This is a genomic window from Bacillus altaicus (assembly GCF_042136375.2).
Taxonomy (GTDB): domain Bacteria; phylum Bacillota; class Bacilli; order Bacillales; family Bacillaceae_G; genus Bacillus_A; species Bacillus_A cereus_U.
Window position 1 is genome coordinate 3,414,057 of the sequence record NZ_CM143394.1, and the last position, 26,332, is coordinate 3,440,388.

Here is a 26,332-nt window from a genome sequence, read left to right on the forward strand (position 1 = left end):
AACTACAAATCATTATTTACTGTATTGCCCTTAATTACGGAAACAATTATACTAGATGTTATCTACATATATAATCTGAATATTCATAAAATTATGAGTGAGATTTCCTTTGGGGACATAGAAATTATAAAGTATATCACCATGATTTTTAACATTTAAGTTTTTCCTATTTATATAAGTTCTCAATATGAACTTATATAAACCATTCCTACTTACCTCTTAGATTACTATTATACTGCATTAAAATGAAGGAACTCCTTTTCTTTAACATAAAAATGAATTAGAAAAGATAATAAAATTAGGAGGATTACGATGCCCCAGCTTGATTCATTACATCCCATAGTAGAAAAAATAATCACCAATATTGAAAAATTAATGGTCGGAAAACGAAAAGAAACGCTCTTAGCTTTGACAGCTCTCTTAGCTGAAGGTCATGTACTATTAGAAGATGTTCCCGGTGTCGGGAAAACAATGCTAGTACGTGCTCTTTCTAAATCAATTGATGCTGATTACAAGCGTATTCAATTCACACCTGATTTACTGCCGTCAGATGTAACAGGTGTTTCTATTTATAATCCAAAAGAACTCCAATTTGAGTTCAAGCCTGGACCGATTATGGGGAATTTTGTACTTGCTGATGAAATTAATCGTACATCTCCAAAGACACAATCTGCCTTACTTGAAAGTATGGAAGAAGGCACTATCACAATAGATGGCATTACAAGATCGTTACCAAAACCTTTCTTTGTAATGGCTACACAAAATCCGGTCGAATATGAGGGAACATATCCTTTACCAGAGGCTCAGCTCGATCGTTTCTTGTTGAAGCTAAGAATGGGATATCCTACACCAGAAGAAGAATTTGAAATTTTAAACCGGATGGAAAAAACAAATCCACTCTCTCATTTACAAGCTATTACTACAATAAAAGAATTACTTTATTTACAACAAAGCGTACGGGAAGTAAGCATGGACAAAGCAATCAAGCATTACATTGTAAAACTTGTTACTCAGACGCGTTCTTATAGTTCTATACAGCTAGGTGCAAGTCCGCGCGGCTCAATCGCTTTAATGAAAGCTTCACAAGCTTATGCATTCATCCATGGCAGAAATTATGTTATTCCAGACGATGTTAAATTTTTAGCTCCTTACGTTTTAGCTCACAGACTCATTCTAAAAATGGAAGCAAGATTTGAAGGAATAACAGGAGAACAAGTTATCGCCAAAATCGTTGCACGAACTACCGTGCCGACTCAAAGGACGAAAAACCTTTGATGAAACGACTACTACGGGCGCTATATCACGTTACGAAGTTATTGCTAATACCTTTATGCCTAGTCTTAACATTTGTGTACGCTATGCTTCAAGGAGGATTTGTAAGTTGGTTTTTGTTTTATAGTACGATTCCTATTGGTCTTTATTCACTACTACTTCCCTTCTACGCTTTACGAGACGCTGAAGTAAAACGAATAACAAACCAAAATGAATATGCAGCAGGAGAACAATTTTTAAGCACTATTACAATAAAAAGAAGATTTCCTTTTCCCTTACTTTATTTAATTATAGAAGATGAACTGCCATCACAATTTACAAATTGTAGACAAACGAAGGTGAATAAGGTAATACTCTTTCCAGGATTGAAACGAAATATTTCGTTTCAATATGCAATTGACACAATCCCTAGAGGAGAGCACACTTTTTCAAGCGTACGTGTCAAAACTGGTGATCTATTCGGAATGATGGAGAAAGAAGTAACTTTTTCAGTTCTAGATACATTTTTAGTCTATCCCCAGTATGTAGCTATAACGTATCGACAATTGGAAAATCATTTCGAACAAGGAGCGCTTTCAGCAAATATAAATTTAGCAAAGGACTCTACAATTTCTGTCGGTGTCAGAGACTATAAACCTGGTGACCGCTTTTCATGGATTGATTGGAAAGCAACTGCACGAACAAACAACATTATGACGAAAGAGTTTGAACAACAGCGCAGCCATAATATCATGATATTTATGGACAGAACTGAGTCCCCTCTATTCGAATCAGTCGTAACATTTTCCGCCTCTATTGTAAGGGCTGTCTTGAAGCAAAATTCACCAGCGTCATTCGTGTCTGTCGGAAAAGAACGAACTTTTTTCCCTTTAGACAATGGAGATAGTCAGTTACAACAAATCTTTTGTCATTTAGCGAAAGTACAAGCGGACAGTGTATTCCCGCTCTCCCGGAGTGTAGAAATGGAATTAAGAAAAATTTATGAGCCCGTAACGATTATACTCGTAACAAGCGATCTTTCTCCCGATATTCAAAAGACGGCTGACTTTGCTGCTATAAAAAACAGAAAATTAATGGTGTTTGTCGTGAAAGAAAAAGCAAATCAACTCTCACATCGAGAACTAAGTATTCTAGAAACTCTACAAAAACGAAAAATATTTGTAAATGTGGTTTATGGGAACCGGTATACAAACGTGTTTTTTGAGGTGAGCAAATGATAACATTACGAACAAAATACAAATGGGATATGAGCAGATTCTTCATGCATGTATGTGCACTTCTACTTTTACTAGAATGGCTAAGACCCCTTATAGGTATTACAAACGTAGGTAGATTAGATATTTTTGTAATATTTATAGGAATTTGCTTCACTCTCTCTTTTTTTCAAACAAGGTGGCAGATTCCAATAAAGATTGTCACGATCTTATTCATCATTCATTTCCTGTATTATAAAAATGCTTTTATAAATCCATCTTGGCTAACAAAATTTTTTGCTGATATTTCTCGAAATTCCTCTCTGTTTTTCCAGGGGGATTTGCTAGATATTTCTCCAGTTTTTCCAACATTATTATTTTTTCTATCATTTTGGTTTTTGAGTTCTTTCAGCTCTTTTTGGGTTATTCATAAAAAACGTGGGTTGTTATTTCTTGCATTGACTATTATTTATATCACAACTTTTCATAACTTACATTTATACAATGCAAACTACGCTATTATTCGTACTGTTGTCATCGGCTTTTTTATGCTTAGTCTTCTTCAAATAGAACGAATAAAAAAGATGGAACACTTACAAAATTATGCTAGAGTAATCTCAAAATTACTTAGACCTCTTACAATATTTATTGTATTGTCAGCAACCATCGCATACTTCGCTCCAAAATTTGGCCCTCAATGGCCAAACCCAATGAATTTTTTAAAATTCAACACATCTGAAGCAAGTAAAGAACAAGAAGTTTCTAAAATTGGGTATGGTTTATATGACTCGCAATTAGGTGGTCCTTTTAAGGCCGATAATACAATTGTTTTTACAGCACAAATGCAAAACAAACAATATTGGAGAGTAGAAACAAAAGATTTTTATACAGGAAAAGGCTGGGAGGTTTCTGAAAACCCGAAAAAGGTTTCTTTTAAAAATAAAAACGACGTCGTGAGCTGGTACGAACAAAATACAAAAACGGAGATAACTGAGGCAACAATCACCATGCAAAAAAGTTATCCTCACCTTACCGATTAGTATCAGTTAAGGCTTCTTCTGATGTATCATACAGCGTTGACCCATTTTCAGAAAAAATCTATACTATGCACGAAGACTCTTCTACTACTTTAAATTCGTATAAAGTAACATATGAGATCCCGGAGTTTTCCATAGAAAACTTGAAAGCTGCAAAAACGAATGAAGGTCAAGAAACAAGTCCTTATTTCATGACAAAGTACACACAACTTCCCGAATCATTACCGCAGCGAGTAAGAGACTTAGCTGTTAATCTTACAAATGATAAAGGCAACCGATATGACAAAGTATTAGCTATTGAAAATTACTTTACAGACAATTCTTTTGTATACGAAACAATGAATGTCTTATACCCTGCCAAAAACCAAGACTATGTAGATCAATTCCTTTTCGATACAAAAAGCGGTTACTGCAATAATTTTTCGACATCTATGATCGTGTTACTTCGTTCTGCCGGGATTCCCGCTCGCTGGGTAAAAGGCTATACAGAAGGAACTCTTGAGAATACACTTGCCTCTGCAGAAGGTGAGAATGTTTATAAAATCGCGAACAATAACGCACACTCTTGGGTCGAAGTATATTTCCCAGGATACGGATGGATTCCCTTCGAACCAACAAAAGGATTTACCAATCCCTATAATTTTACAAATAATACTCCTGCTTCTACTTCACAAAATAACCAAGTAAATAATTCTAATAACGAGCCAATACACCAACGGAACAATGAAGCAAAGCTCAAAAATTTAATAGAAAATACAGAAGAAGCCTCTACTAAAAAGATCACAAATTCTAAAAATGGGTTTTCTTGGTGGTACGTATTCCTCTCTACGATGCCGATTAGTATCATCGGATACATTCTCTTCACCACTAGAATGAAATGGATTACATTTTTTATTATTCTTTTCTATAAATACCGAAAAGATGATGCTGTTTATAGAAAAGCTTACGGTGCACTTTTAAAACAATTTGCGAGAATCGGCATACCACGGGGTGAAAGTCAAACATTCCGAGAATACGCTCTCCACATCGATACACTTTACAATTCGGCCGATATGCAACAACTTACTTTCAGTTATGAGAACGCTATGTATCAAAAGGAACAGGCCGCAGCCGAATGGAAGACATCCGTACACTTATGGGAAGTGCTTATGAAAAAAGCAGCTTCTCTGCCTAAATCAAACGACTACGATAGAGTGATTTAATCTTGATAATGTGAGTTTAAAGAAAACACCTCAAAGAGCTACTTTGTTCTTTGAGGTGTTTTTTAGTAAACATAATAGATAGCTAACTCCTAATTATTCCCCAAGCACCTTCTCAATCTCAACCTCTAAATCCACCGGCTTCGTCTGCGGCGCAAAACGCCCTACTATTTTCCCGTCTTTTCCAATTAGAAACTTAGTAAAGTTCCATTTCACTGCTTTCATACCGAGTAAACCTGGTGCTTGTTCTGTCATGTATGTATAAAGTGGATGAGCCTTGTCACCTTTTACATCAATCTTTGCAAACATTGGGAAGTTCACACCGTAGTTCAATTCACAAAAACTAGTAATATCAGCTTCTGTGCCTGGTTCTTGTCCCCCAAATTGATTACAAGGGAAACCGAGTATTTCTAGTCCTTGGTCTTTATATTTATCATATACTTCCTGTAACCCTTTATATTGTGGTGTAAATCCACATTTACTAGCTACATTTACAATAAGAAGTGCTTTTCCTTCGTAATCTTTTAACGATTTTTCTTCTCCTGTTATTGTTTTAGCTGAAAAATCATAAATTGTCATTGTCCTTGCCCCTCTCTTCACTATCATTCCATGTTTATACTATACTACATTCGTGAATATACAGCTCTTTTTACGTACTTATAAGCTGAAATGATAGCGCTTTGTTTTTGTTCGAAAATTCGACACAGACTACTAGACTTTTATGATGGAAAGTTTTACAATTGAATTGTGAACAAAATGTGACAGTTTATATTCCATTATAAAAGAAAAGGATGGTGTTCATTATGAAAACTGCACAACATGAAACGATTTCAAATCGCGAGTTTTATTTCGTACTATATATGATGTTATTGTATGTGATTGGCTGGGTAATCGATGTAAATGGTTTATTTTTAAGCTCCTACTTTAATTTAGCAGGAGAAATTATGCTTCCAATCGTTGGTGGCATAGTTGGACTGTTCGTTATGTCTATCAATAAAGAACAAACGAAATAACAACACTTTAAAATGGCAGAAGACGAGCTTTCGTTTTCTGTCTTTTTCTATTTTTAGCGTATAATAGATACATACCGTATATAAGGAGTGGTAAGTATGAAAAAAGTAGAACAACTATCTTCTCATCTATATCTTATTGATGATTATGACTTACAACATGATGAACGCACCGGTACATACGTTTTATTAGGTAACGATATTACTTTAATTGAAACTTGTGCGGCCCCTTCTCTTCCCTATATTTTAGACGGCTTACAGCAATTACATATTAATTTAAATGATGTAAAAAACATTATCGTTACACATGTTCATTTAGATCACGCAGGCGCAGCAGGGTTAATGATGGAAAAGTGCCCAAATGCTACTCTATTTGTGCATCCGCGCGGGGCTCGTCATATGATTGATCCAACAAAACTAATTCTTGGCGCAAAAGCTGTGTACAAAGAAGATTTTGATAAACTTTTTGATCCAATTCTTCCAATTGAAGAAGAACGTGTTCATATTGTACAAAATGGTGATACATTAAAAATTGAAGAAGACCGTACACTCACATTTTATGATACACCGGGACATGCGAAGCACCATATTAGCATTCACGATTCATTAACAAACGGCATTTTTACTGGCGATACAATAGGAATTTATTATAGAGAACTCGCAGACCTTGATGTAGAACTATATCTACCATCAACGTCTCCTTCACAATTCCAGCCAGATGCGATGATTGCTTCTAAAAATCATATTCAAAGTATGAATGTAGATACTATTTACTTCGGTCATTACGGCGCATCATCCAATGTTACAGAAGTATATAACCAACTTGAACATTGGTTACCTATTTTCGTTAATACTGGAAATGAAGTTTTTCAAAAACATACTGATTTTGATGAGGCTACTAAGGCATTACAATCTTTACTAATGGAGAAAGTCTCCTCTCACCTTACAAAGCTAAACGTTCCATCAAATCATTCTGTTTATAACATTTTACATCTTGATTTAGAGATTAGCGCGATGGGAATTATTGATTACTTAACGAAACAAACAAAATCCACAATTAACTAATAGAAAACGAAGATATATACAACGCCATTATCGTATATATCTTCGCTCCTTGAATATATTTTTTAATAAAGGATGGTGGAATGAAATGCAAAAAGTGATACTATACCTCTGCTTTACATTATTTATCATCTTATTATTAGTTGTAGGTGTTAAAATTCAATTTTATTTAGATACAGACGCGCAAGTGAACTTTAACGTTTATCCAAGGTTATTCTACTTTACACTCTTCCCTCTTTTAGTCGGCATTTTATTAAGATTCCTACAATCCATTAATCGCGAAACGAGTAAACAAAATTGGAACTTTCAGCTGGATAAACTTATCGCTATTACGTTGCCTACACTAATCATTTCCTTTTCTCCAGCTCTACTCTTTTCACCAGTTGGTGAATACCTACCTTATTTAACTAATATTATTCTTGTGAATACGACTTTCGTTACCATTATTAGTTTAATAGCTGGTTACTCGCTTTTAGATTGTTTTATACAAAAAAACAAGGAGAATAGTAAGGAATATAACTAAGTGATTTCTCACTTTCACTTTATTAAGCAAGTCAAGGTAATTCTGTCCCTGACTTGTATGCAAAAGAACCTAATGATCAATTTTTAAGTGTCGTTGGTTATGGTGGTTTATTTATAAGTGCAATACTCCTTGTGAGAGTTGCTATACATGCGGTAAGGAAATTTAAGTAATAACAAAACGAGTATGAAATCGCATAGATTTTATACTCGTTTTTTATTGTTCATATATTTAATTGGTAATAGGAAATTTATGTTAAACTAAAGGAAATCGGGCGCTAAGTCAAAATATATTTCAACCAAGGGAGATTTATTATGTATAAATTAGGGGCTTTCTCGTTTCTAACATTTATCGCAAGTGTATTTTCTTTCTTTATTTTAAGAGGGCCTAATGCGAATTTATCGTTACTTATTATGATTCTCAGTATACTTTCATTCCTCGGAATTATATTTGCGATAGCATCAAAAAATTGGTTATTCGGAATACTTGGTACTGCATTAAATGGAGTAATACTGGTAGTTGTATATTTCCTATTGATAGCAAAAGGGATAGGTGGTTAATATATTTACATTTCAATAAAGAAAGCTCAAAGCTAAAGCTATGAGCTTTTTACTTATCTCACCTTTTCATCTACATACTCCATTAAAAAATGTGCTGTCTTATATACTTCTTGAATCGTTTTATCATACAACTCACTATACGCTTCTTTATTGCCTGATAAAGTTAATTGGATTAGTTCTGTGTATACTGTTTCATCCTTCATATACCATCCCTCCTTTGTCCTACACTATATATTGGTAAGCAAACGATATTCCGTTCGATTTCTTTCAAAGATTTTTCAAATAAATTAATATAAGGATGCAATGGCTTCATAAGCTTCACTTATAACCCTGCATAACAATTATATAATTTTCCAATTCCTAATGAAGATTTAAAATAATATATATATTCAAATTTAGGAGGATGTATATGAAAGCTATCGTTGTAACTTCATTCGGTGGTCCTGAAGTGTTGAAATATACGGACATGGATATTCCTGCAATTTCAGATAATCAAGTTTTAATTCGCGTTGTTGCTACTAGTGTTAATTTCGCCGATATTAAATCACGTTATGGCAAAAAAGGAAACAAAGCCTTACCTTTTATTCCAGGGATAGATGCAACTGGTATTGTAGAACACGTAGGTTCTCATGTGAAAAATATTTATCCTGGCCAGCGTGTCATTACTTTTCCTCAAAATGGCTCTTACGCTGAATATGTTGTCGCGAACGAAAATCTTACTTTTGTATTACCTGATGAAGTTGATTTCCAAACTGCAGCTGCCTGCCCTATCGTATCTTTTACAAGCTACAATTTACTTGCAAATGTTGCAAGACTTCAGCAAGGTGAATCTGTTCTAATTCATGCCGCTGCTGGAGGAATTGGTACTACTGCGATTCAACTCGCAAAATTATTAGGGGCTAAAAAAGTAATCGGGACTGTCGGAAGTGAAGCAAAAAGAAAAATTGCTTTAGATGCTGGCGCTGATTATGTTATTTGTCATCAAGATGAAGATTTTGTAGAGAGGGTAAATCAGCTTACAAACGGAGAAGGCGTTAATATTGTTTTAGATTCTATTTCTGGTACTGTGTCCGAAAGAAGTTTAGAGTGCCTTGCTTATTACGGTCGTCTCGTCCATTTCGGCAATGCTAGCGGAGAAGTTGGTAGTTTTCAAACGAAAGATTTACACGCAAGTTGCCGTTCTATACTCGGCTTCAGCTTTGGCACTACACGAAAAAAACGTCCTGAATCGCTTCAAGAAACTGCGAATCAAGTTTTCCGTTATTTACGCGATGGAAGTTTACAAATTAAAACTACGAAATCTTTTCCTCTTCAAGATGCAGGGAAAGCACATGAATGGGTCGAAAGTAGACAAAGTACAGGGAAAGTAATACTACACGTTCAGACAGCTCCCTAAAATGAATACATGAAATAGAGGTGTTATTCATGGGATCACGAATTATGCATATCATTATCGCTAACGGTATTGCTGAGAAACTTTCTATTCAAGATAAAACCTCTTTCTTACTTGGTGGTGTAGCTCCTGATGCTGTTCATTCAAAAGAAGAAAAAGGAACTTCACATTTTTACGCTGGTACAACGAAAAACTATACGAGAAGAATAGATTATGATTCATTTATTCATAAATATGAAGATCATATGGATTCCTCTTATATTTTAGGTTATTATACCCACCTCATTGCCGATGATAATTGGCTAAGTGGATTTTTTCTACCTTGGCTAAAAAACAGAATTGAGAACGACGAAACTATCGTGCCTATGTACTATAACGATTTTAAATTATTGAACGCACAATTGTTGCATCATTACGATAAAGAACAACAGCTCTTCGCCCTACTTAATCAAGAGGCTAACATTGTGAATATCGAGGAGATTTCTAGAGAGAATGTTTTAGCTTTTCGGCAATATATTTTTGAAGATATGCTGTACCCCGAGCAACATTTGTATGAAGACCTACAGGTGTTTACATTTGATCAAATCGTTGGTTATATTGAGACAGCTATTGAAAAAGGGACATTTTTTATCAAACAACTCTCTAATGAAAAATCCACTTCAAACATTTAATCCCCCTCATTATATATGAGGGGGATTTTGACATAACAATATCATTATTTGTTCTTTTCCATAACCGCAAAATAATTCCCTTCACTATCAGCAAAGTTAAACACTTTACCCGAAGGCATTGTTACCATTTCGCCAACTGTAACATTTTTATTTGTTAAATCTGTATATAGTTGTTCCAGATTTTCTGAGAAGAACATTAAAGACGGTGTACCAAGATTCAATTCTGGACTCATTTTGGAGATAATCTCTTTATTATGTAATATGATACTCGTCTCAGCATCATTAGTTGGAGCGATTTCAATCCATCTCATTCCTTGATTGTTATCTTCCTCTGCGATTACATGAAATCCTACTTTTTCTGTCCAAAAATTTAATGCCTCATCTTGATTATTTACATATAACATAATTTGTCCGACTTTATGAATCATTTCATTTCCCCCTAATGGTTTTTATATTCTATGTAGCTTTCTACAATTACTATTGTTATTCCTTTTTCATTTATATGTACTTCTTTATGAAATTTATCGACTGGATCATTCCTTCACGTTCGTCAAAATAATCATTTCTTTCAATCATGTTATATCCATCAAAACCGATGTTATCTAATGTATGAAAAAACAAGTCGAAATCTACTTCACCATTTCCTGCTGCGACTTCTATATACTTACTTGAACTATCGCTTTTCAATTCTTTACAATCTTTAATATGCGTTTGTACTATATAATTTTTTAATAGCAATAAACTTTCTATCGGATTTTCATTTACATCACTTATTAAATTTGCTGGGTCAAAGTTAACAGCTAGTCCTTTTGAGTTTGTAGTTTCTAAAAATCTTTTTAACACTATTGCTTTTTCAGATCCCGTCTCAATAGCGAAGACTCCCCCGAATTTGAATGCTAAATTCCCTATTTCGTAACAGATTTGTTCCATTTTATTATAGTACTCACTTTTTTCATCATTTGGAATTCCCTCAATATGAGCTGTTATTATCCTTGCTCCCAACTCTAACCCTCTGTCAGTAATATATTTAAACCGTTCTATTGCACTGTCAACTTCCATTCCTACAATTCCGTTTTCTCCAAAATTAATCGCTAATGATGGGACTTTAATCCCATTAAAAGATAAGCTATCCTTTAAAGTAATCCATTCTAACTTTGAAATATTAGCTAAATTGAAATTCTCATTCATAGCATATAGTTGAATATATTCTAAATCCCATTCTCTCGCCTTTCTTATTCCTTCGTTTACTTCAATATGTTTCGTATTTAAAAACATTCCTAATTTCCTAGCCATACATGTACCTTCTTTTTATTATTTCGTATCATGTTAATATTCGACTTTTTTTATGTTACTTCCTTGTACAAACTAAACTAGAAATGCTACACCTTTATCAATATTCCCTGTAGAATCGTTAATATTTTTAAAGTTACGATAGATGAAATTTTAATCATCGTTAATAAAATTTCATCTATTATTCCACAAAAAAAAGACGTAACTACGCATAGTTACGTCTTTCCATTCATTTATCTAGGCTTTTTCTTACCAGTAAAAGCTGGTTTCTTTTTCTTTGGTGCTGGTGGTTTCGATTCTACAAATGTTCCTTTGAACATTTCTTGTTTCGTAAACACGATACCTAATTTTTTCGCAAATTGAAGTAATTTACGCTCTTCTTGTTCTGTTACAAGAGAAACGACTGTTCCTTCTTTACCCATACGTCCTGTACGTCCAGAGCGGTGAATATATTGGTCTACTGTATCTGGTAATTCTAAGTGAATTACGTGTGTTAAATCATCGATATCTAATCCACGTGCTGCAATATCAGTAGCAAGTAGAATCTCTAATTTCCCGCTGCGGAAAGCGCGCATCGTTACTTCACGCTCTTGTTTGCTTGCCTCTGCATGAAGAGCTGCCGCTTTCATTTTACGGAATTTTAGTTTTTGAGTAATTTCATCTAAACGGAATGGATCATTTAAGAAGGCAACTGCTTTTACATTTCCCATATGCATAACTCTTCTAATATAATCATTTTTTTCACGACGTTCACAAACGATATACGTATGTTCAACTAGGCTCTGTGCCTCTGAGCGTGTTACACGTACTAATTGTGGTTCAACTGTCAAATCACGTGCCGCATCTTCTGCAGCTTTTGTTATTGTCGCCGAGCAGAATACTAATTGACGATCACGCATCGTTGATTTAATTACATCAAGTACAGCACCCATCATCTTTTGTTTTACAATTTGATCAAACTCATCAAATACAATCGTTTTCACTTCATGCATCTTTAATTTTTTCATACGAATCAATTCTAAAATACGTCCTGGTGAACCGACAATAACTCTTGGGTGTTTCTTTAATTTTTCAACTTGGCGCTTAATATCCGCACCACCAATTAAAGACGCACCTGAAATATCAGTTCCTGCTGTAAACTTTTGAACCTCTTCATGAATTTGCATAACAAGTTCACGAGTTGGCGCTAAAATTACAACTTGAGGTTGTTTAATTTCAGGATTAATTTTATGTAAAAGTGGTAATAAGTACGCTAATGTTTTTCCTGTTCCAGTTGGAGATTCAGCTATAACGTCTTGTCCTTCTAAAATAGTTGGAATCGCTTGTTTTTGAATTTCAGTAAACTCTTTAAAACCAGCCTTTTCCCAAGCTTGTTGTAAAAATGGTTGCATATCTTTTATCATTTGTTTTTCTCCTTTATCTCTATTTTTGAAGAAAATGTTGTATTGTTCGCACCGTTTCTATCATGTGTGAAATAACAGCTATTAAATCATCAACATGGTCTTCTGTAATCGCTTTTTGAAATAGAACCTCTACCTTATTATGATATGAAATCGCTTGCTTATTATATTCGTATGAAATTTTCTGCGTAATCATTCGCTCTTTTCCCCATATAGAATGCAATAAAGTTTCAATTTCTTCGCATCCTATCTCTGGTTGCTCCATTTCGAACGAGAATTCCAGCTTCATTTCACAACCTGGTATAAACTGAGGTACTTCTAATATTTCACCTGATAAATTCTTTGCATCAACAGATAGTGAAAATGTCGCCTCTACCATCGTGTTAAATGTTTCTGTTAGTTGAAATGAAATACTATACATACGACTTAATGAAGCAAGGTCCATCACATCTTTTCGATCTGTTACGAGAATATCACCGTGTAAATCGAAATCATAGACAGCTCCTTCCACAATTACCTTTAAATTTTCAAAAGCAGTTGGATCAAACATAATTTCCTCCAAAAAACAGGCGCCTTTCGATGGAAAGGCGCCACTTGATGTATATATAGTTTACAGATAAACGAGATGAATTACAACCTTTTAGAATAAACCTACTGCTTTTCCATCTTCATTTACATCCATTTGTAGTGCTGCTGGTTGTTTAGGAAGGCCTGGCATTGTTAACATTGTTCCTGTTAACGCAACGATAAACCCTGCACCGATAGATGGTTTTAATTCACGAATTGTAACGATAAAGTCAGATGGGCGACCTAATTTTGTTGCATCATCTGAAAGAGAGTATTGTGTTTTCGCCATACAAATCGGTAGGTTACTCCAGCCTTCTCCTTCATATTGAGCTAATTGCTTGCGTGCTTTCGGAGCAAATTCAATATCTTTTGCGCCGTACACTTTTTGAGCAATTGTACGAATTTTTTCTTCTAATGGTAATTCTAATTCATAAAGTGGTGCGTAGTTGTTTTCACCTTTTTCGATTTCTTTTAACACTTTCTCAGCTAGGTCAACTCCGCCTTGGCCACCTTTCTCCCAAACTTCAGTTAAGGATACTGCATAGCCACGCTCATTGCACCATTCTTGTAAGTATGCAACTTCTGCATCTGTATCAGTAATAAATTTGTTAATGGCAATTACGAAAGGAACACCGAAGCTTTGAATTGTTTCAACATGCTTCTGTAAGTTCTCCATACCTTTTGCTAACGCATCTACATTTTCTTCTTTTAATTGATCTCTCGCCACACCACCGTGCATTTTAAGCGCACGAATAGTCGCAACAATAACTACCGCTTCTGGTTTAATACCAGCTGCACGTGCTTTAATATCTAAAAACTTCTCAGCACCTAAATCTGCACCGAATCCAGCTTCTGTAATAACATAATCACCTAATTTTGCTGCCATTGTCGTAGCGATAACACTGTTACAACCGTGAGCGATATTCGCAAATGGTCCGCCATGAATGATAGCTGGTGTATTTTCTAATGTTTGTACTAAGTTCGGTTTTAATGCATCTTTTAATAGAAGTGTTAACGCTCCTTCTACTCCTAAATCTTTAACTGTTACAGGTTGATTTGAAAAATTATAAGCGACAACAATGCGAGATAGACGTGATTTTAAATCTTGAATATCTGTTGCAAGGCAGAATACGGCCATAATTTCAGATGCTACTGTAATATCAAAACCGTCTTCACGTGGTACACCTTGAACCGGTCCACCAAGGCCAATTACTACGTTACGAAGGGCACGATCATTTAAGTCAACACAGCGTTTCCAAACGATTTTACGCGTGTCAATTCCAAGTGTGTTTCCTTGTTGGATATGATTATCAATAAACGCCGCTAATGCGTTATTGGCAGTTGTAATCGCATGAATATCTCCAGTAAAGTGCAGGTTAATGTCTTCCATTGGTACTACTTGAGAATAACCGCCACCTGCTGCTCCGCCTTTTAATCCCATTGTTGGTCCAAGAGATGGTTCGCGAAGTGCAATTACTGTTTTCTTACCAATTTTATTAAAAGCTTGCCCTAAACCAACTGTTACTGTTGATTTACCTTCTCCTGCTGGAGTTGGGTTAATCGCTGTTACTAAAACAACTTTACCGTCTTTCTCATCTTGTAAACGCTTAAAAATATCAAGAGATAACTTGCCTTTATAATGTCCGTATGGCTCTAGTTCTTCTTCTAAAATATTTAAATTAGCTGCAATTTCTTGAATCTTCTTCATACTTGCTTCTTGTGCGATTGCAATATCGGATTTAACTGTTGTAGTAGTTGTCATATACCCTAGTCCCCCTTTAATTGGTTCTGATGATATTGTATCAGTTTTTTGTATTTTCTGCACTTTTTTACCTCCTAAAAATTCTTTGATTTCGTTATACGTTTTTTAACATAAATACCCATAAGAACGTTAACGCTTGTTGTAACTCTGTAGGTAGTTGACCTAACATCTTCTCATTTACTCCGCGCTTATATACGCCGGTTCCATCTACAACTTCAAATCCTTGTTCTTTTGCTAACTGTTCAAATTCCCAAGGCATCATCGTATTGCAAACAACATCTTTGCCATATAGGCGAGGATAACTGTTCTCTCTCGGTTTTGCTGTCGGTCCTAAAATTGCAATACATGCGTATCCATCTTTCTTTAAAACACGCTTTATTTCATTTAATGCTCGCAACGGCTCCTCGGTCCATTCTAAAGAATTAATTGCCATAATTGCTTCAAATTTCTCATTTTCAAATGGCAATGAAGAAAGATCACCTTTTATAAAAGATAAGTTTGGGCCTTCTCCGCGCTCCTTACCCTTTTGAATCATAACTTCCGATAAGTCCACCCCAACCGCTTTGTACCCAGTAAGACTTAATTTATATGTACCATACCCATCACCACAGCCAACATCTAACACTTGTACTTCCTTTTCCACGTACTGCTCAAAAAATGGAATGATTGTACTCCTGCTCCCGCTATCCCACATTTCTTGACTATTTTGATTCCAAAACTCTGCATTGTTATCCCATTTTTTCTCTGCCGATTCATGCCAATTAAACCTCGTCATACATTCCCCTACCTTCAGTTATTATCATTCATTTCATTCTACATCATTTTCCAAAATTCCTGTTTATCCCGCATTAACGGGCAGTAGAATTCGGCGAATGCGAGGAAGTTAGTTGGAAGATAACTGCCCGTAAAAGCCCGATTGGTGAAGGCTAATAATCAGTGGAGGATGGACAAAACCCCCACTGATTAAAGTTTCACTTTATCTTCATAAGGAGATGAACAGGATAACAACGGAATCTATTTTCTCCAATTTTTGCTTTACTTGGGTTTAACTCATACTCATGTTCTGCTCCTTATGAAAGATACTATAGATACACCCAATTGAAAGAGAGGGATGTACATGCGAAGAAAGAGAAATCATCATTTTAAAAGTGGTGAAAAAAACGAAGAGTATGCAGCTGAAATATCTCCGGCTGGTATTCCGATTAGACATGAGCGCAAAGAAATTGCAAATGAAATAGAAGGTACAAACACCGGTGCAATGATAGGCTATGTCGCATTATTTCTTTCGTTATTCTCCATTGCTTTTTATCCTGTTACACTCGGCTCCCTTGCTATTTTAGTTGGCTTATTAGCTGTCAATTTTGGAGCGAGAACACTTGGATATACCGCAATTGGTTTTGGCAGTTTTTCTGTTTTATTCACTTTACTATATCCGCTTGCTTTATCAGCGTTTTAAAAAAAACACACCAAGTTATACTTGGTGTGTTCATTCATGATACAACATGATATGACCGCATCCACAACAATGCTTCGCTGTAATTTCTTGAAAAACTGGATAATTTTCTTCATCTCTATGCTCAATAAACACCTTTTCAAATCGGTACATGTTTGGCGCATATGCCCAATCTTGTTTCGTACGTGCATATAATGTTGAAGAAAAAAACTCCTCACCACCACAAACGATACATCCCTTCTTCATCAATACCCCTCCTATGCTTGTCTTACTTCATCTATATGAACATAAACATAAAAAAAAGACCTTCTATTACTAGAAAGTCTTCTCTGAAACAAAAAGAAATGTACCGAATATACCTACTCCGCTATATTCTTTCGTAACACCAGCTTCTGTTTTATACGTTTGCTTTACAGTCATAAAGAAAACACCATTTCGTGCATCAATACTTTCAAACTGTAATTTCTCTTTTTTTTCATCTACATTTTGCGTGCATTCAAAGCTACTCTCGTCACATTTCAATGCATACTTATCCTCTAAATACAATTTAAAATCTGATTCTTTCGGACAAGTTATAAGTAATATTGCCACGAGAATAATACTTACAATACCCACAATTGTATAATATTTCTTCATTTGTTCTCCTTTCAAAAGACAAGAAAACTTGACTTCATGCGCCAAGTTTTCTTAGTCTACAACCCATTGCCACTCTTGTTCTTTCTTATCAAAAATGAGCCAACCCGTTTCTGTTGCTTCCGCTTTCAATTCATCGATATTATCTAGTACCTCATCCGTACTTTCGAATGATCCTACTACATATACCGGAATTTCAAGACCTCTTCTCGACTCAATTTTCCCCGCTAAATCAATGTATAACCCATCTTCCATTAACGGCATAAGCCCAAGGATAACTTCCTTTGAAATTGCTGGGAAAATTTTTGATTTTTGGAAGAAAGTAAAACGTTTCTTTCCAAACGAACCGAGTTTATATGGAATCACTTTACTTAGCATTCCTACAAAATCACCGATTCTACGGTAATACACTTTGTTGTACCAACCGTCATCATGTGAAAAATAAACGAATCTATTCTTCAACAATGGGAAGAACGTTCTTCCAAGTGGTTCTTTTTTGTGAGCCAAATATAATAATTCTGCAATTTCTTTTGGCTCTAACTCATCTAAATCGCTTGCATCATCGAAATCTACCCAACAAAATTCATCAAATTCATCAATCTCTGCTTGAATGAGTTTATGTATGTTTTCTTCCTCAACATATTCAAATAAAGTATGATAATGAAAATCTGTCCACTCAAAATTATGCTTTAAAAGCAATACTTGATGAAGCGGTGAAGGGATGTTACTTGCAAACTCTTTAAACGTAATTCCAGATGTAATAAAACAATGACCCCGACGATTACCATTAATATATATCATATTGTTTACTTGGTCAGATCCTCCAGACAAAGCACCTAGCCACCTTCGTTTTATATGTTTCAATTCTATAGCATATTTTAACATGAAAAATTTTAGAAACATAGAAAAAACTTCAAAAACTATTTACAATTTCATGTGTTTTATTACATACTGATTACAAGAAAAAACGCCTGCTCATAAGCAGGCGTTTTTAAAGGATTTCATCTGGGTTTTGAGGGTGATGATTTCCCTCTTTCTTTTCATCTGTTTGGAACATCGATTGAATTTTATCAATTGTTTGTGGAGCTAATTCAATTATTTTTTCTGCTAAATGTGTCGCATTTTGTAGATGCAGAATATTTACTCCATCTTTATTCACTACAAGAAATGCTACTGGTGTAATAGAAACACCACCCGCGCTACCGCCACCAAATGCAGGGTTACCGTTCGCTCTTTGTCCATCATTCGTTTGGAAATCAGAACCTCCTGCTCCAAAACCGAACGCTACTTTAGAAACCGTTAACACTACACCACCGTCAGCCGTTTGAACAGGCTCTCCAACAATCGTATTTACATCGACCATTTCTTTTAAATTTTCCATTGCCGCTTTCATTAAACCTTGAATTGGATGATCCACCGTTCATAACCTCCTTTGTCATATCTTTCCTAGTTTTTCCGAAAGTTGGTGAACTAAACATAAAATTTTATATTGATTTCAAAAAACTTAAGTTGTAATATTTAGAAAAATAAAAAAGAGGTCGATTTTTTATGATGAGAAAATTAACAAAGAAAGATCATGAACAAGTATTCGCTTACCTAAAAGAAGAAGCAGCCCTTAACTTGTTTATTATTGGGGATTTAGAAGCTTTCGGTTATGAAACAGACTTTCAAGAATTATGGGGCGTATATAAAGAGAATGGAACATTAAAATCGATTTTACTTCGCTTTCACGATACATTTATACCGTATAGTAAAGAAGAGTTTGTGGTTACTGACTATGAGGCACTTCTTTCCGCATATAAGCCGCTTAAACTCTCTGGCAAGTCAACTATTGTAGAAAGATTTGAAACTGCTCCAAGTGTACAACTAGGCGCCAAAAATGAAATGTATTTTTGCGAATGTCTAAATGACAGCAACTTACCTAGCACACCAATTCATGAAACAATTAAACTTGCCTCACTCGATGATATAGAACGAATTATGAAATTACGAAGTAACATTGCTGAATTTCCGACTGCTAATGAATCTGAAAAAATGTTAAGGCAAGCTATCGAAACAACTACAGGACGTACATATTATATTGAAAAAGATGGCGCAATCATCGCATCCGCCTCTACTTCCGCTGAAAATTCATTATCCGCTATGGTAGTTGGCGTCTGTACACATCCGAATTATCGCGGGAATGGATATGCTTCGCTCATATTACAGAAAATGATTCAAGACTTTACGAAAGAAGGCCGAACGCTTTGCTTATTTTATAACAATCCGGCTGCTGGACGAATTTATAAACGTTTAGGGTTTAAAGATATTGGAATGTGGACGATGTATCGTTAAAAAGCCGATTTATTCATCGGCTTCTTTTATTTTATATTTTGCTATTCCAGCTTGAAATATTTTCTCACTTCAAAGTCATAATTACTTGTCTTTCAATGAACCCAAATTCTTCGTACATCTCTTTTGCAAAATTCCCAGCAAATACATTCAAGCGAACTTCTGAATACTTTTCTTGTAGTTCCTTGATCCCAGCTTCCATTAATTTTCGTGATAACCCTCTCCCGCGATACTCTGAAAACACATACAATTCGTATATAAACCCTAGTTTTTCATGAGAAAAATAATCAGTGTTTTCCCCTATTAATATCCATCCCATTACTTTATTTTCTTCTTTAATGACTAAATAATATGCGCCCTTTTCCACTATTGGCTTTGTTATTTCAATCGCTTTCTCTGTACTTAACTGACAATTTCCTCTCGTTCCTTCAAAAAGCGATTGAGCTGCATACTGTAATATTTCTTTTGTATCTTCTTGATTTGCCTTTTCTATCATTTTTCACAACTCCCCATCACTAATAAGCATTAATATCGCTTGTTCAAGATTCTCCGCCTCCATAACAATTGCCATCAATCCTTTTTCCGTACTCGTTTCATGTAACTCGCCCTTCGCCCAAAACGCAGCTTGTCCAGCTCCTATCTTCACTTTTTCTTTATCTGATCCGCAAACAAATCCTTCTCCTTGTACAATTAGAAGCAGTTGAGATACAACTGCTTCATGATATCCAATAACTCCATTCGGTTGTAGATGCATAGAACCGATATGTATATTCCCTTGATGTTTTAATATTTTTGACATTATAAAGTTAGATTGAAATGCTGATATATGCTTTCCCACTTTTTCACTGAAATCAAAAATTTTCATTTCTGATCCTCCTTATATGTATAAAACCATTCTCACTGTTTGCAGCATATGCCCTTCGAAATCTTCTTCAAATTGCTCTAAAGCCGCAAAACCATTTGCTTCATAAAATCGTTTTCCTTTTTCATTTTCCGCTTCTACATGAATGTACATTTTTCGAATCCCTTTTAACGTCGTGATCCCTTTTTGTAACAAAGCTGTCCCTATCCCTTTCCCTTGCTGATCTGGCAACAAATAAATCGCACCTAATTCTGCTTCATTTTGCAGTCTAATTGGTGAAAAATTCGCAAATCCAATTACTTCCCCCTCTTCTTCCGCAACGAATAAATGTGTATTTTTAAGACGATATTTCATTTTTTCATCAGAATATGCTTCATCTAAAAAGCTATCTTGAACCTCTCTCGGAATAATTCCTTCGTAAGTATCATGCCAAGCTATTTTTGCTACGTTCTGTACAGCATGAATATCTTCTTGCTTCATTTCTCTAATTACATATGTCATCTCGATGTCTCCATTCTCTTTAAATTATATTCTGCTAATATACTAGAAGAAATGGCAGAACCATTTTCATAATTTACCTTAATTAATTTTAACTTCTCAATCGAAGCTGTTGTAACATCAAATTTTCCATATATATATTCCATTACACTTAAAAACTGATTTGAATTTAATACATTAGCAATCGTGCAATGCGGAACCCATTTTCCTGGTACGTAATAGGACTGTGGACTATCATGAAAAGTTTTGAAATAATCATGATAAGAATGATGAAGTCTTAATAATTCATCAGTAATGGTCGGTGCTAGAAAGATCGTTCTGTTAGTAGGAAAATTTCCAACAGAAGGAAAAGTTACAGCAGCAATGTTCTCTTGAAAAGCTACAAACTCCTCTAATTTCTCAGTATATAAATTAACATCTAACTCATTATAATCAGCCAATGTAATATGGGGTTCTACTCCAGCTAGTTGGTTTGTTCCGATTATATTCGTTAATTCACTTTGCAATTCTCTAATTTTATAAGTAAACACTCTATCAAATGTAGCAATAATAGCGTACACGCTTCCTCACCCCTTCGTTACACAAAGCTCTTCCCATTCTTCACGAATCATTCCCATTCGAATAGAATCATAGTATGTCCCGTTATAATATCGACAATTTCGCATTCTACCTTCTAATCGCATTCCTATTTTTTCCGCTACTTTCATCATTCGTTCATTTCCAGACCAAGTTGTGAGCCCTACTCTACCAATCTCCATATTTTCAAATAGCAAATCTCTATATAGTGTTAATGCTTCTGTACCGTAGCCACCATTCCAGTATGCTGGATCATAAATAACAATTCCCATCTCCAACCAACGTGTCGGTTTATGTTCCCAATAAAATCCGACTGTCCCTATAATTTGACCTTTATTTTCTATTATTAAATTTGATAGCGGTTCTTCTCGTAAACGCGTTTGCATCTTCTCTTTATAGGACGAATATTCTTGCATTGCAAACGGAAAATACGGTGCATCCCATTTCTTCCATTCTGGATTTTCTTCTTTATATATGAAGCTCCATAATGTTTTTATATCTGATTCTTCTATTGTACGAATCGTAACTTTTTTCCCCTTTAATATAACGTTTTGCATAATTTCCTCCTACATTCCTCTTTATTTCATATACAATTATAATATTTTTTCGGAAAAATCAAAATACAAACATTCAATTACTTAATAATACTATTAATACCTGAAATTACAGATGTCGCCGAGGAATTTCGTACATACTTTTATAAAACTAAAAAACTAAAGCAAAATGGAGTTTCCGAAGATAAACTATATAACAAATTAGAAGAAATACGATTGTAACGTCTACAGCAATAAAAAATAGGAGGATAAATTCCCTCCTATTTTCAGTTATATATTTTTAACTACTTTTCATTTTTTTCAAGAAGAATTCCCTTCTCTATCCAGCCCTCTACTCCATCTTTTTTAATTAAATTATATCCTGAACAGCTACCATCAATGAGAGAAACAATATCCCCTTTTCTTACGCTTATTTGTGCACAAGAAATATCGGTTTTCACTGTGTATTCACCTGAATCAAGTTGGCTAATATATTCATTTTTCACAGATAGTAATTTATTCGTTTCCTTTTGCTTACATATTGTATAATCTTGCATCTTCTCCATCGGCACTATGTAATAATATGGATAGGTAACCCCGCCCTGCATTTCTGAGTTCGCATTAAAATCTACTATCACTTCATATTCTGGAAAATAGTCTACATATGTATAAGAAAACGTATCACTTGCACTTGTTCTCTGAATGATAAATGCGTTTAATTGCCCTGCCTCTTTAATCGCATTTCCGCCGTCAATTACAATAATCTTTTTCTCCTTATCAATAACTGGATTGTTAGACGGGGCTTCATCAGAATAGTTCACAACAGGCCAATGCCCCACTATTACATACTTATTTACTTTATGTGATTTATTATAAAACTCCGGCATTGCTATCGCATTTTTTCGTTCTGTTTCTTTCCAATCTTCTCTATCTTCAAGGCCAGCATGTACAAAGATATACTCCTCAGTTTCAATAGCAGTTGGCAGCTCTGTTAGCCACTTTATTTCTTTTGAAAAATGGCTCATCAATATGTTTTTCACTTCACAAATATCACTTTCTTCATTAACTGTAACGTTCAATTGCCCTAGCCATTCAGTAAAAATTGTGTTCTTTCGCGTACACAAATAATTTATTAGCGCAGGATTTTCATTTACAAGCGCTTCAACTACAACTTCACAATTCCCTTCAATCACATAAACATTTGGCTTGCTAACTACTAGATCCATCACATAGTTTACGACGCCAATACTATTTCTTCCTTTCTCACAAAGATCACCATTAATAATTAAATAATCTTCATCTTTAAAATTAACTTTATGTAGTAGTTCCTTAAAAAGATCTAATTCTCCATGAATATCAGAAATAATGATGACTCTTACATCATTTGGTATAGATAATTTCTTTATTTTTTCCAAGTATAAACGCTCCTAACATTTTCTAAATACAATATTCCCTTGTTAATTTCTAATATTCGACAAATTATATTACTAGACCTGTTCCTAGCTCAAATCTGTAAAAGAAAATAGGTTCCATATATTTTCACACACGGAACCTACTTAGTATTATAACTCTTTATAAAAAGAATAACTTACCTTATCATAGCCTTCTCTTTCATAAAAACGATGTGCATCAACTCTTGGAAACGCTGATGTAAGAACGATAGAACTGCACCCGTTTTCTTCCCCCCATTTTTCTACATATGACAGCAGAACCTTACCATACCCTTTTGATCTGTGAGCTTTCGCAGTTACAAGATCATATACGAAAACATGTTTCTCATTATAGAAATTCGTACAAATCGCTACACCAGCTAGACTAACAACTTCGTCATCTTCATTCTGTAACGAGAGTAGTTTATAATTTTCGTCTTTCATTTTTTGAAATAAAGAACTTGCTTCTTCTCTTGAAAGTTTCGTTCGTAATTGCTGTAAAACGGGTAATACATCATGTAAACCAGCTTCTGTTACTACTTCTCTAATATTCATTATGACTCTCCCCTTACTATTTATAAAATTTTCTAAATGTTATATCATTATTATAAGAAGTAACTGCCCCTAACTTAAGTGACAGTTTGATTCTTTTTTATAAGGCCAATTTTTAAAGGAGAATTCATAAAATGGATCTTACTATCCCATTGCAATTACAAAGCAAAACACCCATTTACTTACAAATTTACAAATATATAAAACGAGAAATCTCTCAAGGATCACTACGTGCCGGTACACGCCTTCCTTCTCACAGAAACTTAGCGGTACAACTTAATGTGAGCCGTATTACAGTTGAATCTGCTTATCAACAATTACTAGCTGAAGGGTATGTAGTAAGCAAACCGAAACGTGGGATTTTCGTTGCGGAAGTTGATATTGATGTCATTCAAAATAAACAACAAGTTGTGTCAAACAGCGCTAACAATATAAAGAAAGAACAATATGACTATGATTGTAGCCAAGGGCTTATTGATCAAAAAACTTTTCCAATTACAAACTGGAAAAGAGCATTACACGAAACTTTATTCCAGTATGAAAATGAACTATTTGCTAAAGAAGATCCTCAAGGTGAGTTCGTTCTACGAGAGCATATTTCAAAATATTTATATCATGCCCGCGGGGTACATTCATCACCTGATCAAATTATTATCGGAGCCGGTACGCAGCCTCTTCTTTGGCTACTATTTCAACTTCTTGGTTCAAAAAAAGCATACGGAATCGAAAATCCTGGATTTCACCGTATAACTACTATGATTCAAAGTGCTAATCTTCCCATTCACCCTATCCCTTTAGATGATAAAGGGATTCATATTTCAGCTTTACGTGAATCAGGTGCTAATGTAGCATACGTCACTCCATCACATCAATTTCCACTTGGAATAATTATGCCTTTATCTAGAAGACTCGAACTATTAAAATGGGCGAATGATTGCAGAGGATATATTATTGAAGATGATTACGACGGGGAATTCCGCTATGTAGGAAAACCTATTCCTTCTTTACAAGGACTGGATTCAAAGGAACGTGTTATTTATATGGGAACTTTCTCGAAATCCTTTTTACCTTCTTTACGAATGGGATATATCGTCTTACCACCTCATCTTTTAAAAACCTATAAAGAACTTGGTGGCATGTTTAAACAAACGGTTTCTACCCTGCAGCAACTCGCTTTTGCAACCTTTATTCACAATGGTGATTGGGAGCGTCATTTAAACCGTAGTCGTACGTTATATAAAAAAAAGCATACATTACTAGTTAAATCTATCAAAAATGAAATGGAATCTCGTGTTCAAATACTCGGCGAACAATCAGGACTTCATATCGTACTTCACGTTCATAATGGGATGAACGAACAAGAACTTATTCATGCTGCTGCGAAACAACGCATTAAGTTGTACCCTCTCTCAACATACGATTCTGTTCATAATTTAAGGGAGGCGTCGTATGTATTACTCGGTTTCGGCAGTATTCCAGAAGATTGTATCGAAACTGTTGTCAAATTGCTGAAAAGAGTCTGGTTCCCTAACTAAAAATAACTCCACGCAAGTTATACTTACGTGGAGTTATTTTCATTCACTATTTTTCTGATACTTGCCCTGATCTCGCTGTCCTTCCTGGACGCTTTACACCAGTTGTTTCTGTTGAATAAGAAGCTTCAATTATAGCACTTGGATCTACAGAGAGAACGAGATCTTTCATTTTCGGATAAATGAAACGATTTGTAATACAATAAATAATTCTCTGGTGCTCTCCTAAAAAACCACCTTCTCCATGTAGATACGTAACAGACAGCTGTAATTCTTTCATAAGCAGTTCGCCAATTTCTTTATTTTTATTCGAAATAATCATGACGCTCTTCCCTTGATTAATACCGTCTAATATGAAATCAATCATCTTCGTAACAATATAGAAAATTGCTAATGAAAACATCGCTTGCTCAATTGAAAATAAAATAGCAACAAATACAAAAATAACCGCATTTACAGCAAGTAAAAATGTACTAATTGGTACTTTAAAATACTTATTCATCCAAACAGCTAACATTTCTGATCCATCAATTGCTCCGCCCATTTTTACAACAATCCCAACACCAAATAGGACTCCTCCATAAAGTACAATTAATAATTCTGAAGTCGTAATAGCTGGAAATGGCTTTAAATAGATCAATCCGAGTGTTGTAACAACATTTGCATAAGAAGTACGGATGAAAAACTTCTTCCCCATTACTTTTGCAGTAAATAGTAAAATAGGAATATTAAGTCCTAAAAAAACTCCGTAAAGCGGTAATCCTGCAACTTTATTTGCCATAATAGCAATCGCAGTTACTCCACCATCTACTAATCCATTAGGCGCTAAAATAAGCTCTAGTGAACCAGCTACAATAATAGATCCAATTGTTAATAATACGTATTCGAATAATTTTTCCATTCATTACCCCCAAAACTTATATATTTTCTTAGTATTATTTTACCGTAATTTTTCTACTAATACAAAGATACCGGTTTATATACACAAAAGTTTCA

General features: G+C 34.8%; 30 protein-coding genes and 2 pseudogenes. 12 read left to right on the forward strand and 20 right to left on the reverse strand.

Annotation, left to right across the window (positions count from 1 at the left end; translation table 11 throughout):
• Window positions 1-312: 312 nt before the first annotated feature.
• The 3 genes and pseudogenes from ACE38F_RS17690 (at window position 313) to ACE38F_RS17700 (ending at window position 4,704) form a co-directional block, all read left to right on the forward strand.
• Window positions 313-1,275 (forward strand): AAA family ATPase, encoded by a 963-nt coding sequence (locus ACE38F_RS17690; RefSeq protein ID WP_016092716.1) that lies wholly within the window; start codon window positions 313-315, stop codon window positions 1,273-1,275.
• Window positions 1,275-2,489 (forward strand): DUF58 domain-containing protein, encoded by a 1,215-nt coding sequence (locus ACE38F_RS17695; protein ID WP_375370729.1) that lies wholly within the window; start codon window positions 1,275-1,277, stop codon window positions 2,487-2,489. Before ACE38F_RS17690 ends, ACE38F_RS17695 begins: the two co-directional genes overlap by 1 nt.
• A pseudogene (locus ACE38F_RS17700) lies at window positions 2,486-4,704 on the forward strand (DUF4129 domain-containing transglutaminase family protein). Before ACE38F_RS17695 ends, ACE38F_RS17700 begins: the two are co-directional and overlap by 4 nt.
• A 93-nt stretch (window positions 4,705-4,797) precedes the next feature.
• On the opposite strand, the gene bsaA reads toward ACE38F_RS17700, so the two are convergent.
• Window positions 4,798-5,280, reverse strand: a complete 483-nt coding sequence (gene bsaA, locus ACE38F_RS17705; RefSeq protein WP_375370728.1) for a glutathione peroxidase — start codon at window positions 5,278-5,280, stop codon at window positions 4,798-4,800.
• Window positions 5,281-5,504: 224 nt separating this feature from the next.
• Between bsaA and ACE38F_RS17710 the strand changes: the two genes are divergently transcribed.
• The 4 genes from ACE38F_RS17710 (at window position 5,505) to ACE38F_RS17725 (ending at window position 7,853) form a co-directional block, all read left to right on the forward strand.
• Window positions 5,505-5,714, forward strand: coding sequence for a DUF3925 family protein (locus ACE38F_RS17710; protein WP_002127081.1), 210 nt, complete (start codon window positions 5,505-5,507; stop codon window positions 5,712-5,714).
• A gap of 96 nt (window positions 5,715-5,810) precedes the next feature.
• Entirely contained in the window at window positions 5,811-6,776 is a 966-nt protein-coding gene (locus ACE38F_RS17715; protein ID WP_375370727.1) for an MBL fold metallo-hydrolase, read from the forward strand.
• 85 nt (window positions 6,777-6,861) lie between these two features.
• Window positions 6,862-7,296, forward strand: coding sequence for a hypothetical protein (locus tag ACE38F_RS17720; protein ID WP_375370726.1), 435 nt, complete (start codon window positions 6,862-6,864; stop codon window positions 7,294-7,296).
• Between the two features lie 311 nt (window positions 7,297-7,607).
• A complete protein-coding gene (locus ACE38F_RS17725) occupies window positions 7,608-7,853 on the forward strand; it encodes a hypothetical protein (RefSeq protein ID WP_375370725.1) in 246 nt (81 codons plus the stop codon).
• 77 nt (window positions 7,854-7,930) lie between these two features.
• Here the strand turns inward: ACE38F_RS17725 and ACE38F_RS17730 are convergent.
• Window positions 7,931-8,056, reverse strand: a pseudogene (locus ACE38F_RS17730) (sigma-70 family RNA polymerase sigma factor); the annotation flags it as partial.
• A 206-nt stretch (window positions 8,057-8,262) separates the two neighbouring features.
• Between ACE38F_RS17730 and ACE38F_RS17735 the strand changes: the two are divergent.
• On the forward strand, window positions 8,263-9,249 hold the full coding sequence (locus ACE38F_RS17735) for a quinone oxidoreductase family protein (RefSeq protein WP_375370724.1): 987 nt from the start codon (window positions 8,263-8,265) through the stop codon (window positions 9,247-9,249).
• 29 nt (window positions 9,250-9,278) lie between these two features.
• Window positions 9,279-9,917, forward strand: coding sequence for a zinc dependent phospholipase C family protein (locus tag ACE38F_RS17740; protein ID WP_002158096.1), 639 nt, complete (start codon window positions 9,279-9,281; stop codon window positions 9,915-9,917).
• A gap of 44 nt (window positions 9,918-9,961) precedes the next feature.
• On the opposite strand, the gene ACE38F_RS17745 is transcribed toward ACE38F_RS17740, so the two are convergent.
• From ACE38F_RS17745 to ACE38F_RS17770, 6 genes are all read right to left on the reverse strand, one after another.
• Window positions 9,962-10,345 (reverse strand): VOC family protein, encoded by a 384-nt coding sequence (locus ACE38F_RS17745; RefSeq protein WP_375370723.1) that lies wholly within the window; start codon window positions 10,343-10,345, stop codon window positions 9,962-9,964.
• Between the two features lie 70 nt (window positions 10,346-10,415).
• Window positions 10,416-11,210, reverse strand: a complete 795-nt coding sequence (locus tag ACE38F_RS17750) for a sugar phosphate isomerase/epimerase family protein (protein ID WP_002158099.1) — start codon at window positions 11,208-11,210, stop codon at window positions 10,416-10,418.
• Window positions 11,211-11,440: 230 nt separating this feature from the next.
• The gene (locus ACE38F_RS17755; RefSeq protein ID WP_002158100.1) at window positions 11,441-12,610 is read right to left on the reverse strand and encodes a DEAD/DEAH box helicase; all 1,170 of its coding nucleotides are present in this window, start codon (window positions 12,608-12,610) and stop codon (window positions 11,441-11,443) included.
• A gap of 19 nt (window positions 12,611-12,629) precedes the next feature.
• A complete protein-coding gene (locus ACE38F_RS17760; RefSeq protein ID WP_215556143.1) occupies window positions 12,630-13,157 on the reverse strand; it encodes a hypothetical protein in 528 nt (175 codons plus the stop codon).
• Between the two features lie 90 nt (window positions 13,158-13,247).
• Complete coding sequence (locus tag ACE38F_RS17765; protein WP_375370751.1) at window positions 13,248-14,936, reverse strand: formate--tetrahydrofolate ligase; 1,689 nt, start codon at window positions 14,934-14,936, stop codon at window positions 13,248-13,250.
• Between the two features lie 94 nt (window positions 14,937-15,030).
• A complete protein-coding gene (locus tag ACE38F_RS17770; protein ID WP_215556141.1) occupies window positions 15,031-15,711 on the reverse strand; it encodes a class I SAM-dependent methyltransferase in 681 nt (226 codons plus the stop codon).
• A gap of 342 nt (window positions 15,712-16,053) precedes the next feature.
• Here ACE38F_RS17770 and ACE38F_RS17775 point away from each other — a divergent pair, with 342 nt between their 5' ends.
• Window positions 16,054-16,392, forward strand: coding sequence for a hypothetical protein (locus ACE38F_RS17775; protein WP_001253195.1), 339 nt, complete (start codon window positions 16,054-16,056; stop codon window positions 16,390-16,392).
• 30 nt (window positions 16,393-16,422) lie between these two features.
• On the opposite strand, the gene ACE38F_RS17780 is transcribed toward ACE38F_RS17775, so the two are convergent.
• The 4 genes from ACE38F_RS17780 to ytfJ all read right to left on the reverse strand — a co-directional run bounded on the left by ACE38F_RS17780 (window position 16,423) and on the right by ytfJ (window position 18,439).
• Window positions 16,423-16,635, reverse strand: a complete 213-nt coding sequence (locus ACE38F_RS17780) for a hypothetical protein (protein WP_002012518.1) — start codon at window positions 16,633-16,635, stop codon at window positions 16,423-16,425.
• A 69-nt stretch (window positions 16,636-16,704) separates the two neighbouring features.
• Complete coding sequence (locus tag ACE38F_RS17785; protein ID WP_002118741.1) at window positions 16,705-17,025, reverse strand: hypothetical protein; 321 nt, start codon at window positions 17,023-17,025, stop codon at window positions 16,705-16,707.
• A 51-nt stretch (window positions 17,026-17,076) separates the two neighbouring features.
• Complete coding sequence (locus tag ACE38F_RS17790; RefSeq protein WP_002085994.1) at window positions 17,077-17,853, reverse strand: hypothetical protein; 777 nt, start codon at window positions 17,851-17,853, stop codon at window positions 17,077-17,079.
• A 160-nt stretch (window positions 17,854-18,013) separates the two neighbouring features.
• Window positions 18,014-18,439, reverse strand: coding sequence for a GerW family sporulation protein (gene ytfJ / locus ACE38F_RS17795; RefSeq protein WP_002127061.1), 426 nt, complete (start codon window positions 18,437-18,439; stop codon window positions 18,014-18,016).
• 131 nt (window positions 18,440-18,570) lie between these two features.
• Between ytfJ and ACE38F_RS17800 the strand changes: the two genes are divergently transcribed.
• Complete coding sequence (locus tag ACE38F_RS17800) at window positions 18,571-19,356, forward strand: GNAT family N-acetyltransferase (RefSeq protein WP_375370722.1); 786 nt, start codon at window positions 18,571-18,573, stop codon at window positions 19,354-19,356.
• A gap of 64 nt (window positions 19,357-19,420) precedes the next feature.
• Here the strand turns inward: ACE38F_RS17800 and ACE38F_RS17805 are convergent, their stop codons facing one another.
• The 7 genes from ACE38F_RS17805 to ACE38F_RS17835 form a co-directional block, all read right to left on the reverse strand.
• Window positions 19,421-19,849 (reverse strand): GNAT family N-acetyltransferase, encoded by a 429-nt coding sequence (locus tag ACE38F_RS17805; RefSeq protein WP_375370721.1) that lies wholly within the window; start codon window positions 19,847-19,849, stop codon window positions 19,421-19,423.
• Between the two features lie 3 nt (window positions 19,850-19,852).
• A complete protein-coding gene (locus ACE38F_RS17810; RefSeq protein WP_375370720.1) occupies window positions 19,853-20,218 on the reverse strand; it encodes a cupin in 366 nt (121 codons plus the stop codon).
• A 12-nt stretch (window positions 20,219-20,230) separates the two neighbouring features.
• Window positions 20,231-20,716 carry a GNAT family N-acetyltransferase gene (locus ACE38F_RS17815; RefSeq protein ID WP_215556131.1) on the reverse strand — a complete coding sequence of 162 codons (486 nt, stop codon included), beginning with the start codon at window positions 20,714-20,716 and terminating at the stop codon, window positions 20,231-20,233.
• Entirely contained in the window at window positions 20,713-21,273 is a 561-nt protein-coding gene (locus ACE38F_RS17820) for a 2'-5' RNA ligase family protein (protein ID WP_375370718.1), read from the reverse strand. Before ACE38F_RS17820 ends, ACE38F_RS17815 begins: the two co-directional genes overlap by 4 nt.
• Window positions 21,274-21,279: 6 nt before the next feature.
• Window positions 21,280-21,846, reverse strand: coding sequence for a GNAT family N-acetyltransferase (locus ACE38F_RS17825; RefSeq protein WP_375370717.1), 567 nt, complete (start codon window positions 21,844-21,846; stop codon window positions 21,280-21,282).
• A 281-nt stretch (window positions 21,847-22,127) separates the two neighbouring features.
• The gene (locus tag ACE38F_RS17830) at window positions 22,128-23,237 is read right to left on the reverse strand and encodes a metallophosphoesterase (RefSeq protein ID WP_375370716.1); all 1,110 of its coding nucleotides are present in this window, start codon (window positions 23,235-23,237) and stop codon (window positions 22,128-22,130) included.
• A 147-nt stretch (window positions 23,238-23,384) separates the two neighbouring features.
• Window positions 23,385-23,807, reverse strand: a complete 423-nt coding sequence (locus ACE38F_RS17835; RefSeq protein WP_215556127.1) for a GNAT family N-acetyltransferase — start codon at window positions 23,805-23,807, stop codon at window positions 23,385-23,387.
• Window positions 23,808-23,938: 131 nt separating this feature from the next.
• On the opposite strand from ACE38F_RS17835, the gene pdxR reads away from it, so the two are divergent.
• On the forward strand, window positions 23,939-25,339 hold the full coding sequence (gene pdxR / locus ACE38F_RS17840; RefSeq protein WP_375370715.1) for a MocR-like pyridoxine biosynthesis transcription factor PdxR: 1,401 nt from the start codon (window positions 23,939-23,941) through the stop codon (window positions 25,337-25,339).
• 46 nt (window positions 25,340-25,385) lie between these two features.
• Here the strand turns inward: pdxR and ACE38F_RS17845 are convergent, their stop codons facing one another.
• Window positions 25,386-26,237, reverse strand: coding sequence for a YitT family protein (locus ACE38F_RS17845; RefSeq protein ID WP_375370714.1), 852 nt, complete (start codon window positions 26,235-26,237; stop codon window positions 25,386-25,388).
• Between the last annotated feature and the right edge of the window lie 95 nt (window positions 26,238-26,332).

Coding starts and splice junctions, on each gene's coding strand:
- bsaA (WP_375370728.1), bottom strand. CDS start 5,280: ATGACAATTTATGATTTTTCAGCTAAAACAATAACAGGAGAAGAAAAA.
- ACE38F_RS17755 (WP_002158100.1), bottom strand. CDS start 12,610: ATGATAAAAGATATGCAACCATTTTTACAACAAGCTTGGGAAAAGGCT.
- ACE38F_RS17785 (WP_002118741.1), bottom strand. CDS start 17,025: ATGAAGAAATATTATACAATTGTGGGTATTGTAAGTATTATTCTCGTG.
- ACE38F_RS17710 (WP_002127081.1), top strand. CDS start 5,505: ATGAAAACTGCACAACATGAAACGATTTCAAATCGCGAGTTTTATTTC.
- ACE38F_RS17725 (WP_375370725.1), top strand. CDS start 7,608: ATGTATAAATTAGGGGCTTTCTCGTTTCTAACATTTATCGCAAGTGTA.
- ACE38F_RS17750 (WP_002158099.1), bottom strand. CDS start 11,210: ATGGCTAGGAAATTAGGAATGTTTTTAAATACGAAACATATTGAAGTA.
- ACE38F_RS17815 (WP_215556131.1), bottom strand. CDS start 20,716: ATGACATATGTAATTAGAGAAATGAAGCAAGAAGATATTCATGCTGTA.
- ACE38F_RS17805 (WP_375370721.1), bottom strand. CDS start 19,849: ATGATAGAAAAGGCAAATCAAGAAGATACAAAAGAAATATTACAGTAT.
- ACE38F_RS17760 (WP_215556143.1), bottom strand. CDS start 13,157: ATGTTTGATCCAACTGCTTTTGAAAATTTAAAGGTAATTGTGGAAGGA.
- ACE38F_RS17835 (WP_215556127.1), bottom strand. CDS start 23,807: ATGAATATTAGAGAAGTAGTAACAGAAGCTGGTTTACATGATGTATTA.
- ACE38F_RS17690 (WP_016092716.1), top strand. CDS start 313: ATGCCCCAGCTTGATTCATTACATCCCATAGTAGAAAAAATAATCACC.
- ACE38F_RS17825 (WP_375370717.1), bottom strand. CDS start 21,846: ATGCAAAACGTTATATTAAAGGGGAAAAAAGTTACGATTCGTACAATA.
- ACE38F_RS17735 (WP_375370724.1), top strand. CDS start 8,263: ATGAAAGCTATCGTTGTAACTTCATTCGGTGGTCCTGAAGTGTTGAAA.
- ACE38F_RS17780 (WP_002012518.1), bottom strand. CDS start 16,635: ATGAAGAAGGGATGTATCGTTTGTGGTGGTGAGGAGTTTTTTTCTTCA.
- ACE38F_RS17715 (WP_375370727.1), top strand. CDS start 5,811: ATGAAAAAAGTAGAACAACTATCTTCTCATCTATATCTTATTGATGAT.
- ACE38F_RS17745 (WP_375370723.1), bottom strand. CDS start 10,345: ATGATTCATAAAGTCGGACAAATTATGTTATATGTAAATAATCAAGAT.
- pdxR (WP_375370715.1), top strand. CDS start 23,939: ATGGATCTTACTATCCCATTGCAATTACAAAGCAAAACACCCATTTAC.
- ACE38F_RS17810 (WP_375370720.1), bottom strand. CDS start 20,218: ATGAAAATTTTTGATTTCAGTGAAAAAGTGGGAAAGCATATATCAGCA.
- ACE38F_RS17845 (WP_375370714.1), bottom strand. CDS start 26,237: ATGGAAAAATTATTCGAATACGTATTATTAACAATTGGATCTATTATT.
- ACE38F_RS17740 (WP_002158096.1), top strand. CDS start 9,279: ATGGGATCACGAATTATGCATATCATTATCGCTAACGGTATTGCTGAG.
- ACE38F_RS17720 (WP_375370726.1), top strand. CDS start 6,862: ATGCAAAAAGTGATACTATACCTCTGCTTTACATTATTTATCATCTTA.
- ACE38F_RS17775 (WP_001253195.1), top strand. CDS start 16,054: ATGCGAAGAAAGAGAAATCATCATTTTAAAAGTGGTGAAAAAAACGAA.
- ACE38F_RS17800 (WP_375370722.1), top strand. CDS start 18,571: ATGATGAGAAAATTAACAAAGAAAGATCATGAACAAGTATTCGCTTAC.
- ACE38F_RS17695 (WP_375370729.1), top strand. CDS start 1,275: ATGAAACGACTACTACGGGCGCTATATCACGTTACGAAGTTATTGCTA.
- ACE38F_RS17770 (WP_215556141.1), bottom strand. CDS start 15,711: ATGACGAGGTTTAATTGGCATGAATCGGCAGAGAAAAAATGGGATAAC.
- ACE38F_RS17765 (WP_375370751.1), bottom strand. CDS start 14,936: ATGACAACTACTACAACAGTTAAATCCGATATTGCAATCGCACAAGAA.